The following is a 15,642-nucleotide window of genomic DNA, read 5'->3' on the forward strand; positions in this document are numbered from 1 at the left end:
CCCTTCCTGTTGGTCATCCGGTCGGTCCGGTTCTGGTAGCACCTGATTGCCCGGGAGACGCAGATCGGCAAACCGCTAGCCCGGTTCGGCCCGCCGCGGTGGCGTCGACCTGGACACCTCCTTTCCCGTTCTTTCAGTCCTGGCATGCCCGGAACCCGACATGCACAGCCATCCGCGGCTTCAGCGGGCGACGACCGGGCGACTCGACGTGACTGTGAACGGAAGAGCTCAGCGGTTGTCCGAGATCGTCCGGATGCGCACCGCGTTCTGCTTCAAACCGGACGCCGTCGAAGGATTCCTCCACGGCTTGCGGGAAGCCGTAGGCGGCAGAACCCCGCCTCTCGCGCCGCGCGTCCCGGGAGGCCGCCTGCACGAGCTCGCCACGGGCGTCGGTCAACGCCCCTGAGCACCACGACGACGTGTGGTTGACGTCCGTTCCGGCGGGTAGCCGGTGGGTGTTCGGCCTGGCAGAACAGATCCTAAGAGGTGGCCCGGTGTCACATTCCCAGCACTCGAAGACCCGAGACCTGGTCCGCGCCGGGGCGCGGGGACTCGTCGGTGCCATGGCGATGACCGGCATCCGGACCCTCACCGGGAACGTCGGCCTCGTCGAGGAAACACCTCCGGAAGCGATAGTCGGCAAGCACGCACCGGAGTCCGTCCAGCAACTGCCCGTGGAAAGCCGCACCGCGCTCACCGAGGCCGCGCACTGGTCCTACGGCGCAGTCGCCGGGCTCGGGTACAATGTCCTGCCGCGGAAGATCAGGTCGCTCCCCTGGTCCGGCCCGGCGTACGGCCTGATCATCTGGCTGGCGTTCGAGGCCGTCATCGCGCCGTTGCTGGCCGTGCGTCCGACCCGTCGGCGGCTGCTCGGTCGTCTCGTCATCGCGCTCGACCACGCCGTCTACGGCATCGTGGTGGCCGGTCGGCTCGCGCCCGATCCCGATGCGGTCAAGCGGCCGGCCGATGAGCGGGGCACCGCCACGTCATGAGCGCGGTCCGTTGTAAAAGCAACGGGCCGCGGCCGTCCCGGCTTGAAACCTAGGCGACCGCCGGGCGGGACTTGCGCCTTCCTGCGCGCACACCCCATGCCGACTACCCGCGGACGGCACGAAGAACACCTTCCGGGCACCTCAACAGGCCACATTGGATTCCGGCCGCCGCCATCGTCAGCTGCAGAACCGCACGAGTCGTTGCTCCAAGTCGTCACACGCGTTCGGCAGCCGGAACGCGGGTGAGGCGAGCACGCCGGGGCTGTTCCCGCGGACCGCGTCCCAAAGGAACCGCCGCACCGACGCGGAGTCCGGCAGGATGTCCTCGCCCAAGAACTCCAGCGTCGCGGCCCCGCCGCCGGTGTCGATCCGCAGCGCCCACCCGCTCACCTCGTCCCAGGTCAGCAGGAGCGGGAACTCCTCGAACACCGGTACTTGGGAATCAACGAGAATGATCACGGTCGCGAGATCGACATCGAGGTTGATGTCGATCTCGAAGACGTCGACGCCGAGATCTTCCGCCACGGAGGTGGCGTAGCCGACCAATCCGTCTGCCGCGAGGCTCATCGTGTCCATCACCGATCCTCCCGCCCGACCTCACTTCCCGTTCGACATCAACAGGCTGCTGCCCACTGGGTAACCGGTATCGCGCCGGCCTAGTCCAGCCGGCGACGTGCCCGGCGGCCGTCGCGGGACGAGCCGGTAACCGCCGACTCGCCGGGCGTCCGCGAGTTGTGATCACGCTTCCCCGCAACGCCTCCGTGCGGAGATCGCGTTCCAGGGCGTCCACTCATGAGGGGAACCTCGTGCGGGGCCATCTCTCCTCCTTTGCAACGGCTACAGGCGTTCCCCGTTCCCGACCGGATCATGCTTGGCCCGGACTCCGCGGCGTGATGCCGCTCAGCGCACGGCCTTCCACCGGGAACGCCGAGATCTCCGGTGGGACGACCTGCTGCCGGTCCACGACCAGGGCCCCAGCCGCAGGGACCACGTCATCGCACCGCGTCGTCCGCGATGCCAGCTCAGCGGGCCGATCTTCCCGCGCCGGGCAACCGAGTTCTTCATCTCCTCCCCCCTTCCGATCGCGATGCTCCGACCGCCGACGCGCACCAGCGGCAGATGGTCTCCCCAATCCTGGTGCGGCGCCGATTTCTCCGGAGCAGGAACACTTCTCGGCCAAGGCGAGGAATCCCTCCGGCACTACCGCTAGCCCTGCTCGCGCGACTCCCCGCGGCGTTCGCGTTCCCGCCGGCTGCAGGTCGCCCGCCGGACGGCCGTCTCCGTTTCGAGGCTGGACCCCAGCGCACCCGTCACCGTGCCCATGGAACTCGCCAGCCAGGACAGGTTGACGTAGTCGATGAACGTCGCCGCATGCCCCAACTTCTTCCCCAGGTAGTCCACGCTGATCACGGCGGTGGACCCGATCGGGGTGATCACGAACAGCAGGGCGTACATGCAGGCCACCCCGATGGTCGGGGTGATCAGCGTGGTCGCGTTGTACAGCACGACCTTGTTGCGGTCCTCGCTGTTGCGCGGCCTTTCCCACAGGCTGTTGTGCAGCGTGATCCACGTGACCATGGCGAAGACCGCGACCAGGTTGATCACGACCAGGCGGACGGCGCTGAGGTTGTCCGCCAGCGACCAGATGGTCGGGAAGAAGATGCCGAACGCGGCGGTCGCGGTGGCGGCCGCGATCGCCTGCGAAAGCTCCGGTCACGATCAACTCGCGCGCAGAACTCGTCCGGGAGCCCGTCGGCGATCCGGTGCGCGATCTCCGTGGGCACGCCGGGGCCGGCGACCACGCCCACCGTGATCGCGCGGTTGCTGCCTCTCCCGGCCGACGACATGTCACCTCCCACTCAGGCACCACCCTTGCCATTCCCGGGGCGAGGCGGTTCCGAAACAACCGCCACCCGACGAGTTGCTCTCCACCATCGCGGGAGGCTGGCAGCGGCACGGGGTACTTCAGCGTTACCAGGCCTTCCGAGCCGAGGAGGCACCCGCCATGCCCGAGCACGAACACCCCTTGGAAGCTCTGCACCGCGGACGCGACGCCGTGGCGGAGGCCGTGAGCAAGCAGGCCCGGACGCTACAACCGTCCTTGACGGAGCTCCACGCCTTCGGCTCGGCGATCGTGTCCACGATCGCCCAGCTCAGCCAGCTGAGCGCCGTGCTGGTCGACCAGGTGGGACGCTTCGACGAACGCGAGCTGGAACGGGCCAAGACCAGCGATCACCCCGCCGACACGCTGAAGGTCGCCGGCACCCACCTGGCCAGGCTGAGCGATCAGCTGGACATGGCCGTCACGGATGCCATCCGGTACTGGACGGCGATCGAAAGAGTGGACCTGCACACCAGGGGCGACCTCAGAGCACGACCCGAACCCGAGGCGTAGCGATCACGAACGCCCCTGGCCCGCATAAGCCGTCACCGGAGCGCGGGACCAGGCGTGCTGAGGAGTGCGCGGAACTCCGGCGCCGGCAGGGGCCGCGAGAACAGGAACCCCTGGCAGGCGTCGACGCCGAGGCCTTCGAGCAGGCGGCGTTGGGTGGTGTTCTCGACGCCTTCGGCGATGCAGGTCCGCCGCATGGCCCTGGCGAGTTCGACCACGGCGCGGACGATCCCGAGGTCGGCCGGATCGCTCCCCATGCCGGAGACGAAGCGCTGGTCGAGCTTGACGATCTGGGTGGGCAGGTCCTTGAGGCGGGCTAGCGAGGAATAGCCCGTTCCGAAGTCGTCCATCGCGAACCGCACCCCGGTGCTGGCCAGGTCGCGCATCGTCTTGCAGGGCTTCGACGGCAGGTCCACCAGGGACGTCTCCACCACCTCGACGACGACCCGGTCCGGCGCGATGCCGGTGTCGCTGATCGCGGCGGAGATCTCGTCGGCGAAGTCCGGGGCCTCGGGGCGCAGGCCGGAGACGTTCACCGTCACGCCCACGGGATGGCCGTCGTACGACTCCCAGGTGGTCGCCTCGGCCAGCGCGGTGCGCAGGACCCAGCGGTCCAGCTCGGGCAGCAGCCCGCCCTTCTCCGCTACCGGCAGGATCACGTCCGGCGCCAGCGGTCCGAGCTCCCGGTGCGGCCACCGAACGAGCGCTTCCGCCAGAACGATGGACTGATCCCGGGTGACGATCGGCTGGTAGTGCAGCCGGAGCCGGTTGTGGCGCAGTGCATCGCGGAGGTCTTCCTCCAGGGCCATCTGCACCCCGCTGGTGGTCGGCGCGGTCCGCGTGTAGCGGCCGTGGCCGCGTTTGGCGTCGAACATCGCCGCGTCCGCGGCGCTGATGATCTCGTCGATCGTGGCACCGCCCTGGACGGTGACCGCTCCGATGGAGGCCATGATGGAGACCAGCCGGTCTCGCAGTGGGATGAGCGCGCTCAGGAGGTCCGAGACCGTCGTGGTGAGCGCGTCGATCCCGCCGCAGTCGGCCACGTCGGAGCAGACCACGAGGAATTCGTCCCCGTAGAGCCGGGCCGGTGTGCAAGATGCCGGGAGCTCGGTGGCCAGGCGCTGGGCCAAGGCCACGAGCAGCTCGTCGCCCGCGTCGTGGCCGAGCGAGTCGTTCACGCGCTTGAAGTTGTCCAGATCGCAGAACAGCACAGCCGCTTGGCCGGTGCCTCCACAGCCGGCGAGCATGGGGGCCAGCAGCTCGTTGACGCCCTGCCGGTTGAGCAGCCCGGTCGTCTGGTCATGCGTCGCCTGGAAGTGCAAGGTCTCGGCGTGCCGGACCTGCTCGGTGACGTCCTGGAACACCGCCAACCAGAACCGGTTCCCGTCGTCGTTCACCGACGCCGCGCACCGCACGTCGCAGAACACCGGTTGCCCATCGGAGCGGGCCAGAACGCGGGGCGGTACCGGCTCTCGGTCCGGTTCGGCCGGGTCCGCGGGACGCGAGATCAGTCCCGCCCCGGAATCGCTGGGGTGCATCAGGTCGGCGGCGCACTTGCCGTGCAGGCGGTCGCCCAGCAGGTCGCACAGGGCACCGTTGGCGTCCAGGATCCGTTCGTCCTGGTCGAGGAGGGCGATGCCCACCGGAGCGAGTTCGAAGAGGTCGGCGAATCGCCGTTCCGAGCGCTGCCGCTGGGCATGCGCCTCGGTCTCGTCGCGAACCACCTTGATGAAGCCCTCCGGGCTGCCGTCCGGCGCCCGCTGTGCCGTGATCACCACGTGCGCCCAGAACCGGGTCCCGTCCTTGCGTAGCCGCCATCCCCGGTCGATGAAGAACCCGTGTGCGATGGCTTGGCCCAGTTCCCAGTCCGGATACCCGGACTCGACCTGCTCGGGCGGGTAGAACACCGAGAAGTGCCGCCCGATGATCTCCTCGCTGTCGTAGCCCTTGACCCGCTGAGCGCCGGCGCTCCAGCTGCTCACCCGGCCGTCGGCGTCAAGGGCGAAGATGGCGTACTCGCGCAGGTCGGCGACGAGCTCCCCGATCAACTGATCTCGGGGCAGCGCCGCTGCCGGTCGCAGGAAGCCGCTGTCGGGCCGACCGCCGACCGCGCCCGTCACATGGCTGTCGGTGATGTCCACCAGATCTCCGTCCTGAGCTGCACCGCGGCGATCAGCCGACTCGCGCGGCGAGAAACCGCACAACGCTCCCGCAGCACAACCCGGGCGCCGACCCAACGCGCATGGGCGCTGAGCCACTCGAGCAACGAATGCCACGCACTGTACATCCCTCGAACGCGAAGACCGCTATTCGTCACCCACGTGGACCCTGGTCCATCACAGCAGGCACTCGCGAGGACAGAGGCCGTCGCCATCGGGTGCCGAGTCCGCTCGGCGACTGGACAGGTTGCCGAGCGCCGATCATCGGACGAGGCTTGCCCGGACGTATCGCCGCACCTGGGCACTCCGGGCGGCGAGCAGCGCACCCGACTGGACAGGAAGGCACTCGATGACGCAGTCCCACGACGACGCGCGGCCGAAGACCTCGCACTTCGAAGGCACCCTGCCCTCGGGGCAGTACTGGCAGAGCTGGGCGGTCGAGCGGCCCGTCGGCGCGGTCGTGCTCGTCCACGGCGTGCACGAGCACAGCGGTCGATACCGCCACGTCGCGGAGCGGCTCAACGCGGCCGGCTACGCCGTGTACGCCCTCGACCACCCCGGCCACGGCCGTTCGCCGGGGAAGCGCGGCAACATCGGCACCATGGCCGACGCCGTCGCGGGAGTCGACCTCCTGGCCCGGCTGGCCGGCGAGCGCCACGACGACGTGCCGATGTTCGTCTACGGGCACAGCCTCGGCGGGCTGATCTCCCTGCAGTACCTCACCGGGACGCCGCTCGACCGGATCGCCGGTGCCGTGATCTCCGCCCCCGCGCTCAACACCGGCGCGGTGTCGGCCGTCGAGCGGGCCGCCGCACCGCTGCTGTCCAAGCTGCTGCCCGACCTCGGCGTGCGCAGCCTCGACGCGAGCACCATCAGCCGCGATCCCGCGGTCGTCCGGGCCTACCTCACCGACCCGCTCTGCCACGACGGGAAGATGCGGGCGCGGACCGCGACCGAGATCATGCTGACGGTCGAAGCGATGCCGCAACGCCTGAAGTCGCTGACCATGCCGCTGTTCGTCCTGCACGGCGGCGCGGACCGGCTGATGCCGCCGGCCGCCAGCGAGCTGGTCCACGCCCACGCCGGATCGCCGGACCTCACCCTGCGGATCCACGAAGGGCTCTACCACGAGCCGCACAACGAACCGGAGCAGGACCGCGTGCTCGACGAGATCGTGGACTGGCTCGACGCCCATCTGAAGGCCTGAAACGCCGATCGGGACCGGCGGTGATGTTTCCCCGATCCTGCGGGCGTAAACCCTCGTGCCGAGGCAGCTGAACCCGCGCACGAGGAGGTCTTGGATCTCATGTGGAACAGGCGAATTCGGAGCATCTCGGCGCAGCTCCGCGAGCGGTTCGGACGATCGCGCACCGGGCCGGTGCCGGTGCCCGGCCGCGAATCCGATCCGCTGCTGCACAAGGGCCCCAGAGTTCCGCCGGAAGGGCTGCGCCGTGGGCGACGGCTGGGGTGAGGACCACGCGGGGGCCGGCGAACCGGGAGTTCGCCGGCCCCCGCTCAGTTGTCGTTGTGCCATCACGGAAAACGGCCGCTCGATCATTGCTGACCGCAAGATCGCACCCGCTCCAGTGGTCAGCCCGGATCCGGGTTCGCGTTGTGCGAAGCCGAAAACCCGGACTGGCCGGGAGCGTCGCGGTGCCGGTGCGTGGTGGCGAACCGCCGGCGGTAGTGGGTCGGTGTCGTGCCCAGGTGGCGTGCGAAGGCGCGGCGGAGGGATTCGTCGGTGCCCAGTCCGCTGTGGCGTGCGGCCGAGGTGACGCTGTGCCCGTCGAGGAGGAGTTGCTGGGCGCGGTCGAGCCGGACGCGTTCGACCCAGCGGGCCGGTGTGGTGCCGAGTTCGGCGCTGAACAGGCGGGTCAGGTGCCGGGTGCTGACGGCCGCCGCGACGGCCATGGCCGGCAGGCTGTGGTCGGCGGCCGGGTCGGCGACCACAGACGCGATCACCGAGCGCAGCACGTCGCTTCGCGCCGGCGGGGTGGCGAGGGCCGTGGAGAACTGCGACTGGCCGCCCGGGCGTTGCAGGAACACGACCATTTCCCGGGCGATGTCCCGGGCCACGCCCGCGCCGTGGTCGTCTTCCACGAGCGCGAGGGTCAGATCGATTCCCGCGCTGATGCCGGCCGAGGTGACGTAGCGGCCGTCGCGGATGTGGATGGCGTCCGGCTCGACGCGCACCCGGGGATAGCGGCGGGCTAGCGCTTCGGCGTGCCGCCAGTGCGTGGTCGCGCGGCGGCCGTCGAGCAGCCCCAGTTCGGCGAGGGCGAAGGCGCCGGTGCAGACCGACGCGACCCGTTTCGCCTGCGCGGCGAGCGTGCGCACGGCCGCCAGCAGGTCGTCTTCGGGCCGCTGCTCGGCGAGCCGATCGCCGCCGGCGACCACCACCGTGTCGACGGCACCAGCGTCCGCCGCCGCGACGGTGCCTGCCAGCCCCAGCCCGGCGGACGTGGCGACTTGCGCACCGCGCGGCGAGACCAGCACCAACTCGTACGGGTGGCCTAGCCGACCCGCCTGGTGCAGCACCTCCGAAGGGCCGCTGACATCGAGCATCGTCACACCGTCGAACACCACGACGGCCACCCGGTGCGTCATGTCCGGATCTGTGGTTCTTCTGGCCGGAAGGACATGGCACCAGGGTAGCCGCCGGGGCGAACCTGGAACCCGTCACAACCGAGCAGGAGGCAGTGGAGATGAAGGAATCCATCGCAGGCGTGCAGATCCCGGACAGCGCCCTGGCGCGGGAGGCCACCGAGCTGGTGCGCGAGGCCGCGTCGCCGTTGCTGTTCGACCACTCCCGGCGGGTGTTCCTGTGGGGCTCGTTGCGCGGCCGGGAGCAGGGGCTGCGGTTCGATCCCGAGCTGCTGTACGTGGGCGCCATGTTCCACGACCTGGGGCTGACCGAGCGGTTCCGCCGCGCGGACCAGCGCTTCGAGATCGACGGCGCCGACGAGGCCCGCAGGTTCCTGCAGGCCCACGGCATCGGCGGCGAGCCCGCCGACCGGGTCTGGACCGCCATCGCCCTGCACACCACGCCCGAGATCCCGCTGCACATGGCACCCGAGGTCGCCCTGGTCACCCGCGGTGTCGAGCTCGACGTCCTGGGCATCGGCTACCACGCGGTCTCCGACGAGCAGCGCGACGCCGTGGTCGCGGCGCACCCGCGCCCGGACTTCAAGAACCGGATCCTCGCGGCGTTCACCGAAGGCATCGAGGACCGGCCCGAGACGACGTTCGGCAACGTCAAGGCGGACGTGCTGGCCTACTACGTCCCGGGCTTCGTGCGCGGCGACTTCGTCGAGGTAATCAAGAACTCCGACTGGCCGGAGTGATCCCCCAACGAAGGGCGGACAACACCGCCGATTCGACGCTGGAATGCTCGCCCGTGCTTGTCCAAGAGTCGTTTCAGAACGACTCCGCCCGACTCGTCCCGAAGACACCCGGCGCCTGACACCGGCGGCGATTTCGCGCGAAATCGCCGCCCGCGTCCCGGACGGCCACATCCCGAGCACGCCCTCGCACCGCTCCGAAACGCTCTCCAAGTCCGGTTCAGCGCATCGCCAGGGCAGCGCGAGCATCAGTCCAAAGTGGAGCTCGGCGTCACGCGCCGGGTTCGAGAGCGAAGCGGGCCGCTAGGCCGTGCACGACGCAGTCCAGCCCGATGGCGAACTCGTCGTCGCGGGCGCCGCGCAGGTTCTGACCTCGCTGCGCGGCGTACAGCTCGCGCTGCCGCGGAAATTCCTGCACCGCTCGTTCGGCGGCGGGCCACAGGCGCTCGGCCCATTCCTGCTCGCCCTGCCCGCTGCGCGCGAGCATGGTCAGCCAGGCTGCCTCGCTGGTCGACACCCCGATGACGTAGGCGAAGACCGTCTTCAGCGCGCGGTCGGCCGCGTCCAGCGGGAAGCCCCCTTCCTCGAACACGGCGAGGATGGCCTCGTTCAGCCGCATCATGTTCGGCCCGAGGTAGGCCACGCCCGCCTCGCCGAGCACGGAGACGATCCACGGGTGGCGCAGCAGCGTCGACCGGATGCTGTGCGCGCAGCCGGTGATGGCCGCCTGCCAGCCCGCGGCGTCGCCGGGGACCGGCGCCTCGATCTCGCCGTAGACCTCGTCCACGACCAGTTCGATCAGCTCGTCCTTGTTGGCCACGTGCGTGTACATCGAGGTCGCCCCGGCGTTGAGCTGGGCGCCGAGCTTGCGCATGCTCAACGCCCCGATGCCCTCGGTGTCCAGCAGGCGCAGCGCCGCAGCCACGATCTGCTCCCGGCTCAGCGCCGGCTGCTCCCGCCGCTGTCGCTGCGGGCGGGCCCACACCGAGGGGAACGACTGCTCGTCGGCTGGCATGCGGTCTCCTCGCTCGCGATCTGCCCGAACAGTGTACGTCCTTGCGAACGACGCACGGTCTCAGTACGGTGTGCGGACATCCGCACACTGTTCGGTTCGCAGGTCAGAGGGGATCCAATGCCAGTAACGCACTTCGACGCCGACCGGTGGCAGGCCAGGCTCGACGAGCTGCGCGCCGCCCACCACGTCCCGGCAGCCACGCTCGCCGTGCTGGCCGACGGCCATGTCCACGAGCTGGCGAGCGGTGTTCTGCACCGGGGAACCGGGGTGTCCGCCACGCCCGATTCGGTGTTCCTGGCCGGATCGCTCGCCAAGGCCTACACCGCCACGCTGGTGATGCAGCTGGTCGACTCCGGCGGGCTGGACCTGGATGCGCCGGTGGTGGGCGTGCTGCCGGAGTTCGCGACCCCGGACCCGGAGGCCACCAGGACGATCACCGCCCGCCAGCTCCTGTCGCACACCGGCGGGGTGACCAACGACTTCTTCCACGACTCCGGCCGCGGCGACGACTGCCTGGCGAAGTACGTCGAGGCCGCCGGGGACGTAGCGCTGGACTGCCCGCCGGGCACGGCGTTCTCCTACGGGAGCCTCGGCTACGTCGTGCTGGGCCGCATCGTCGAGGTGCTCACCGGGCAGACCTGGGACCAGGCGCTTCGGGACCGACTGTTCGCCCCGCTAGGGCTGGAGCACTCGATGACGCTGCCGGAGGAAGCGCTGCGGTTCCGCACGGCCATGGGCCACGTGGGCCGGGAACCGGCGGCCGTCTGGGACATGATGCCGCGCTCGGCGGGGCCGTACGGCCGGGTGATCGTCTCGGCCGGCGACGTCGCCCGCTTCGCCAAGATGCACCTGGACGGCGGCATCGCCGCGGACGGCACCCGGGTCCTGTCCGCCGATGCGGTCGCCGCGATGCAGCGCCGCGAGGTGGACAGCCCGGACAAGTGGAGCATGTCCGCGGACGGCTGGGGTCTCGGCTGGACCTTGCACGACTGGAACGGCGTCTTCGGCTTCGGCCACGACGGCAACGCGGGCGCGCAGCAGTCCTACCTGCGCGTCATCCCGCAGGCGGGCGTGGCGGTCGTGCTGCTCACCAACGGCGGCAACTTCGCCCGGCTCTACGCCGATCTGTTCCGGGAACTGCTGGCCGAACTGGCCGACGCGCGCATGCCGGCCCCGTTCGCCCCGCCCGCGAACCCGCCCGAGGTGGATCTGACACCGCTGCTAGGCAGCTACCGGCGCGCCGGAACCATCACGACCATCAGCCGGGACGACGCGGGCGGCGCCCGGATCCGCTACGAGTTCGTCGACGAGCTGGAAGGCATTGCCCCGCCGATGGAAGCGAGCCTGGTGCCGGTATCGCCGACGGTCTTCGCCGCACCGTTCAACCTCGGCGGCGAGGCGTACAGCCCGGTGGTATTCGCCACGCTGGCCAACGGCACCCCGTGCGTGTACGTCAGCATGCGCGCCGCCCCCAAGGCCGCCTGATCGCGGGTTCGCCCGCGATCAGCAAGGTCGCTCCGGCGAGGGCGGTCGGGTGCCGAGCAGATTGATGCCGGGCTTGGCCAAGTAGTTCATCACACCGTGGGGTCATTTCTCGGGGAGGGGCGGGGTGGAGGCGTGTCCATGGACACGCTCCAGCACGACAACGGGGATCTGCCTGCCCGCCGCTGCCTCGAACTCGGCGAACTTCGGGACGAGCGCTACCTCTTTCGCCCAGAGTCGCTCGCGCTCCGCGCCCCGCGCGAGCCGAGCTACGACCGGCACTATCTCCGTGCCCACTTCGACGGTGGCCCGCGGGTTCGCCACGAGATTGCGATACCAGACCGGATGCCGCGGACTGCCACCGTGGGTTCCGAAGACGGCCCAGCTATCGCCGACCGGCTGGTAGAACAACGGGCTGATCCGCTCGCGCCCGGTCTTGGCCCCGATGTGGTGCACCAAGATCAGCGGCATGCCTCGCTCGTCGAACCCGGGAATCCGGGGCGGGACGGGGCGACCCGCAGCGAAATCCTCTTCGCTACTCCAAGACACGTACCCGGCGTTCGCCCGGAACTCGGCGATGATCCGGTCGTTCCAGCTGCCGACGGCAGGGGCCTTGGCCTCGGTCGCGGTGGTCGTGGTCGGGTCGGACATGACATCCCCTTCACTATCCGGAGCACTTGCTCCCAAAAAGTAGCACAGAGCGGAGCATGTGCTCCGGATAAGGAGGTACACTCGGCCGCATGGCAGTGGCTGAACCGGAAAACACCGCCCGGCGCCGCGCGCCGCGCGTGGACGCGATCCGCAACCGGGAAGCGATCGTCGAGGCCGCCGCCGAAGTGCTGGCCGAGCAGGGCACCGCGGTGGACGTGCGCGAGATCGCCCGCCGCAGCGGGGTGGGCATGGGCACCCTCTACCGGCACTTCCCGAAGAAGGAAGATCTCGTCCACACGGTCCTGCGCCAGGACTTCTCGAGGTGGGCGGAATCCGCGCACCAGGCGGCGATCGACGCCGAGGACCCCTGGGCGGCACTGACCGACTTCTACCAGCAGGCCCTGACCGGCTACGCACGCCACCGCGCGATCATGGAGAACTTCGCGCTGACCTGGTCGGTCCCCGATCTGGAGGGCATCCAGCAGCTTCGCCTCGTCATCGAGGAACTGTGCGCCCGCGCGGGCGCCACGGGCCTGCTGCGCCCCGGCGTGACCACCGACGACCTGCTGCTCCTGCTGGTCTCACTGGGCCATGCCGTCCAGATCACCGACGAGTGCCGCCCACAGATGTGGAACAGGCTGCTGCGCATCTCCCTCGACGGCCTGCGCGCCGACCACCGCGAACCACTTCCCACCGACACCGCACCGGACGTTCCTACGACTCACGATGGTCTCTCTCCTAATTGAGGACCGACCGCTTAGGTGAGATCGGCGAGTTCCGCGGCCACGGCGGTGAGCTTGCCGCTGATGCGGGCGACGGCGTCGGCGCCGAGCGGCAACCGCAGCGGCGGGTTCGTCCGGTCCACGACGGCGACGAGCCGGGTGGCGGCCCACGCCGGGTCGCCACCCGGCTCGCCGTCGTCGTACTCGGCGAGCGTCTCTTCCACCTGGCGGTAGTCGTCGATGGACCGGCCGGCCTGCGCCGAGCCGACCGACGCGAAGTCGGTCTGGAAGACCCCGGGTTCGGCGATCGTGACCGCGATCCCGAACGGCGCGAGCTCCTCCCGCAACGCCTCGGCCAGTCCTTCGACCGCGAACTTGCTCGCCGCGTAGACGCCGAACCCCGCCCCGGACGCGAACCCACCCATCGAACTCATCATCAGCACGTGCCCCGACCGCTGCGCGCGCATCACCGGCAGCACCTCGTTCGTCACCGACAACACCCCGAAAACATTGGTGTCGAACAGGGTTCTCGCCTCGTCCACGGAGGTTTCCTCGACGGCACCGAGGAGTCCGCTCGCGGCGTTGTTGACCAGCACGTCGATCCGGCCGAACCGCTCGACCGCGGCCGCGACCGCCCGCCGCACGGTGTCCGGATCGGTGACGTCGAGGCGATACCTGAGCAGACGCTCCTCGTGCTCCGGCCCGACACCGGCGATGCGCTCGGGAACCCGGGCTGTGGCCACCACTGCGTCCCCGCGCGCCAGCACCGCGGCGACGAGCGCCGCCCCCAACCCGCGTGACGCGCCGGTAACCAGCCAAATCCGCATGTCCCATCCCTTCTCGCCGGCCCGCCCATCGGGCTCCGGCATCACGGTAGGCCGTCGATGAGCCCGGGCGGGGTTCGAGGACCGCATTTCACCACTCCTTCGCAATGAACTGTCCACAGTGGCCATTCTGCGACGATGATCGCCGCGCCACGGGTCGTCGCCGCTGGACAGGGCGCTCGGATGCCGTTGTCTTGGGTGGGGCCCAGAGCGGCGGGGCGGTCATTCCGCCCTACTCGTTCCTGCGAGGAGGGTTTCGGACAGGTTCCACAGCCGTTCGGCGTTGTCCGGGTCGAGGGCGTAGCGGGCCACGCCGTGCAGGGGTCGTGCGTCGCCTCTCCGATCGATGGTCTCGGCCTCGTTGCAGTCGACGAAGTAGCGGCCGCCGACACCTTAGAGCCGGGGCGAGGTGGCGAGCAGCGTCGCGGTGGCCGCTCCCCGATGTGAACCCAACGTCCGAAGTGGCGTGTCGCTTCGGACGACCGGCATCCCTCGGATCATCTCCCGCGAGCGGCGCTTCGGCCGCTGCGCTTGGCGTACGACAGCGCGAACATGTACAGGCCGCTGAGCAGGAGCAGGGCGAGCGGGAGCAGCGGCACGTAGGACACCCAGACGACCGGCTCTTCCTGCGCCAGGGCGACGAAGGTGACGATCACGGTCACCGTGAAGGCGATGGCAAGCCAGCGGTGGCTCTGCCGAACCCACTTGTTCCAGTTCATGCGGACCTCCTGCGAAATCGGGAAACCCCTGGACCAGCCAGGGAAAAACGTTCGTGGTGGTCGGCCGGGTCCGGCCCGGTGACGCCCATGCCGGTAACGCTAGGTGCGGGCGCGCGGGCGGCGCTTCTCGATTCCTGACCGGTCTCGCCGCCCGCCTCGCGCCGCACGTAGGCGTCCCCGCCACTCGTTGGGCCGCCGAGGTGGTCGCACTCGGATACCTGACGCAGCGACCGGCAGTGCAGGCCGGTGGCGAGGGGGCCAGCTGACTTCGGAGCACTCTCGCACAATCGGCGCGCAGGCTCGGGCACGAGCCAAAGATCCTTCTAGGACACGACGTCGGCCGCATACGAGCCCGCACCGCGAGGAGCTCGGCCAGGCCTCGATGCGAGACGGCTGGGGGTCGGGGCGTCAGGCCGCCCGGACCTGCTGCGCGGCGCAGGCCCTGCGGCCGTCCAGCGCGACCGCCAGGCTCGCCCGGCAGGTCCGCAGGATCTGCCGCGTTGCCGCGGTGTCGGGGATGGTGCGGCAACGCGTGCAGACAACGGAAACCGCGCCGCTCACCTCGTCCACCGCCACGGACGCCTCGGCTTCGCAACTCCGGCACCACCGGTGCCCGGTGACGGCGATGACGTGCGCCGGGGAGCTGATGCACTCGTGCGCCCACCGCCGGTGGACGTGGCAGCTGATGCGCTCGTGGGGCGAAAGCTCCTCCCGCTCCACCGCCGCGTCTTCGCGGACCAGCGTGTGCGCGAGGCGGTCGTCACGCAGGTCCTCGTAGCGTCCGCCGAACCGGAGCGCATCCGCGGGAGCGGGGCTCGGGTGCCCGCGGCGGCGTCGGGGCACGGAAGCGGTTCGTTCGGGGTGGGGCTGGTGGACCATCGTTTCGCCTCGGATGTTCCGCTCGGCTGGACATGTCCAGTGTCTTTCGTCCCGGTTGCGGAAACATTCGTGGCACTACGTAGTTCACTACGTAGTTGTCGAGGCGTAGGTACCGACCGGCCGCGGGCGCCCACCCGGCGCGCAGCTCCGCTGGATCTGTCCGCATGCGACGGTTCGGCTGCCGCGCAGGCGGGCCGACCCCGTGGCAGCCGTCGCGAAAAAATCAGTTGCCCGGTTGGTGCGTCGCCCCCTAGCCTCCTCGGTACACAGGAAAGGAGGTGGTCCAACGTTGAATACCAACTGGACTTGTGAGGTGGCTGTCCGCTAGGACCGCCCAGGCACTCCAGCCGACCCGACGTGCGATGCCCCCTGTGGAAGTCGACGCGGGCAAGCGGTCGGCGAATACCAGGCAGCTACCCGACCCCGAAGCCCCGAACTGTGTCCGGTTCGGCCTGAGCGAACATCG

Annotated in this window: 17 protein-coding genes; 7 read left to right on the top strand and 10 right to left on the bottom strand. The window is 70.0% G+C overall.

Features of this window, described 5'->3' with window-relative positions:
• Window positions 1–235: 235 nt before the first annotated feature.
• Complete coding sequence (locus BLW84_RS48375; RefSeq protein ID WP_218157333.1) at window positions 236–406, top strand: hypothetical protein; 171 nt, start codon at window positions 236–238, stop codon at window positions 404–406.
• A gap of 88 nt (window positions 407–494) precedes the next feature.
• Window positions 495–992 carry a hypothetical protein gene (locus BLW84_RS15990; RefSeq protein ID WP_143060969.1) on the top strand — a complete coding sequence of 166 codons (498 nt, stop codon included), beginning with the start codon at window positions 495–497 and terminating at the stop codon, window positions 990–992.
• Window positions 993–1,169: 177 nt separating this feature from the next.
• Here BLW84_RS15990 and BLW84_RS15995 read toward each other — a convergent pair whose 3' ends face one another.
• The 3 genes from BLW84_RS15995 to BLW84_RS16000 form a co-directional block, all read right to left on the bottom strand.
• Entirely contained in the window at window positions 1,170–1,568 is a 399-nt protein-coding gene (locus BLW84_RS15995) for a DUF6292 family protein (protein ID WP_245761178.1), read from the bottom strand.
• Window positions 1,569–1,857: 289 nt separating this feature from the next.
• Window positions 1,858–1,983 carry a hypothetical protein gene (locus BLW84_RS49890; protein ID WP_281247408.1) on the bottom strand — a complete coding sequence of 42 codons (126 nt, stop codon included), beginning with the start codon at window positions 1,981–1,983 and terminating at the stop codon, window positions 1,858–1,860.
• 215 nt (window positions 1,984–2,198) lie between these two features.
• A complete protein-coding gene (locus BLW84_RS16000; RefSeq protein WP_093266146.1) occupies window positions 2,199–2,597 on the bottom strand; it encodes a hypothetical protein in 399 nt (132 codons plus the stop codon).
• Between the two features lie 400 nt (window positions 2,598–2,997).
• Between BLW84_RS16000 and BLW84_RS16005 the strand changes: the two genes are divergently transcribed.
• Window positions 2,998–3,387, top strand: a complete 390-nt coding sequence (locus BLW84_RS16005; protein ID WP_093266148.1) for a hypothetical protein — start codon at window positions 2,998–3,000, stop codon at window positions 3,385–3,387.
• Window positions 3,388–3,419: 32 nt separating this feature from the next.
• Here the strand turns inward: BLW84_RS16005 and BLW84_RS16010 are convergent, their stop codons facing one another.
• Window positions 3,420–5,525, bottom strand: coding sequence for an EAL domain-containing protein (locus BLW84_RS16010; protein ID WP_245761179.1), 2,106 nt, complete (start codon window positions 5,523–5,525; stop codon window positions 3,420–3,422).
• Window positions 5,526–5,892: 367 nt separating this feature from the next.
• Between BLW84_RS16010 and BLW84_RS16015 the strand changes: the two genes are divergently transcribed.
• Window positions 5,893–6,750 (top strand): alpha/beta hydrolase, encoded by an 858-nt coding sequence (locus BLW84_RS16015; protein ID WP_093266150.1) that lies wholly within the window; start codon window positions 5,893–5,895, stop codon window positions 6,748–6,750.
• A 383-nt stretch (window positions 6,751–7,133) separates the two neighbouring features.
• Here the strand turns inward: BLW84_RS16015 and BLW84_RS16020 are convergent, their stop codons facing one another.
• Complete coding sequence (locus tag BLW84_RS16020) at window positions 7,134–8,150, bottom strand: GlxA family transcriptional regulator (RefSeq protein WP_093266152.1); 1,017 nt, start codon at window positions 8,148–8,150, stop codon at window positions 7,134–7,136.
• A 98-nt stretch (window positions 8,151–8,248) separates the two neighbouring features.
• Here BLW84_RS16020 and BLW84_RS16025 point away from each other — a divergent pair, with 98 nt between their 5' ends.
• Window positions 8,249–8,887, top strand: coding sequence for an HD domain-containing protein (locus tag BLW84_RS16025; protein ID WP_093266361.1), 639 nt, complete (start codon window positions 8,249–8,251; stop codon window positions 8,885–8,887).
• A gap of 268 nt (window positions 8,888–9,155) precedes the next feature.
• On the opposite strand, the gene BLW84_RS16030 is transcribed toward BLW84_RS16025, so the two are convergent.
• Window positions 9,156–9,899, bottom strand: coding sequence for a TetR/AcrR family transcriptional regulator (locus BLW84_RS16030; RefSeq protein WP_093266153.1), 744 nt, complete (start codon window positions 9,897–9,899; stop codon window positions 9,156–9,158).
• A 117-nt stretch (window positions 9,900–10,016) separates the two neighbouring features.
• Between BLW84_RS16030 and BLW84_RS16035 the strand changes: the two genes are divergently transcribed.
• Complete coding sequence (locus BLW84_RS16035; protein WP_093266155.1) at window positions 10,017–11,384, top strand: serine hydrolase domain-containing protein; 1,368 nt, start codon at window positions 10,017–10,019, stop codon at window positions 11,382–11,384.
• Window positions 11,385–11,486: 102 nt separating this feature from the next.
• Here the strand turns inward: BLW84_RS16035 and BLW84_RS16040 are convergent, their stop codons facing one another.
• A complete protein-coding gene (locus BLW84_RS16040; RefSeq protein WP_093266156.1) occupies window positions 11,487–12,032 on the bottom strand; it encodes a nitroreductase/quinone reductase family protein in 546 nt (181 codons plus the stop codon).
• An 89-nt stretch (window positions 12,033–12,121) separates the two neighbouring features.
• Here BLW84_RS16040 and BLW84_RS16045 point away from each other — a divergent pair, with 89 nt between their 5' ends.
• On the top strand, window positions 12,122–12,778 hold the full coding sequence (locus BLW84_RS16045; protein WP_093266158.1) for a TetR/AcrR family transcriptional regulator: 657 nt from the start codon (window positions 12,122–12,124) through the stop codon (window positions 12,776–12,778).
• Between the two features lie 11 nt (window positions 12,779–12,789).
• Here the strand turns inward: BLW84_RS16045 and BLW84_RS16050 are convergent, their stop codons facing one another.
• The 3 genes from BLW84_RS16050 to BLW84_RS16065 all read right to left on the bottom strand — a co-directional run bounded on the left by BLW84_RS16050 (window position 12,790) and on the right by BLW84_RS16065 (window position 15,140).
• Window positions 12,790–13,581, bottom strand: a complete 792-nt coding sequence (locus BLW84_RS16050) for an SDR family NAD(P)-dependent oxidoreductase (RefSeq protein ID WP_093266363.1) — start codon at window positions 13,579–13,581, stop codon at window positions 12,790–12,792.
• A 494-nt stretch (window positions 13,582–14,075) separates the two neighbouring features.
• On the bottom strand, window positions 14,076–14,297 hold the full coding sequence (locus BLW84_RS16060; RefSeq protein WP_093266159.1) for a hypothetical protein: 222 nt from the start codon (window positions 14,295–14,297) through the stop codon (window positions 14,076–14,078).
• A gap of 408 nt (window positions 14,298–14,705) precedes the next feature.
• Window positions 14,706–15,140, bottom strand: a complete 435-nt coding sequence (locus BLW84_RS16065) for a hypothetical protein (RefSeq protein ID WP_245761180.1) — start codon at window positions 15,138–15,140, stop codon at window positions 14,706–14,708.
• Window positions 15,141–15,642 lie beyond the last annotated feature (502 nt).

The organism is Saccharopolyspora shandongensis (genome assembly GCF_900106995.1).
GTDB lineage: Bacteria > Actinomycetota > Actinomycetes > Mycobacteriales > Pseudonocardiaceae > Saccharopolyspora > Saccharopolyspora shandongensis.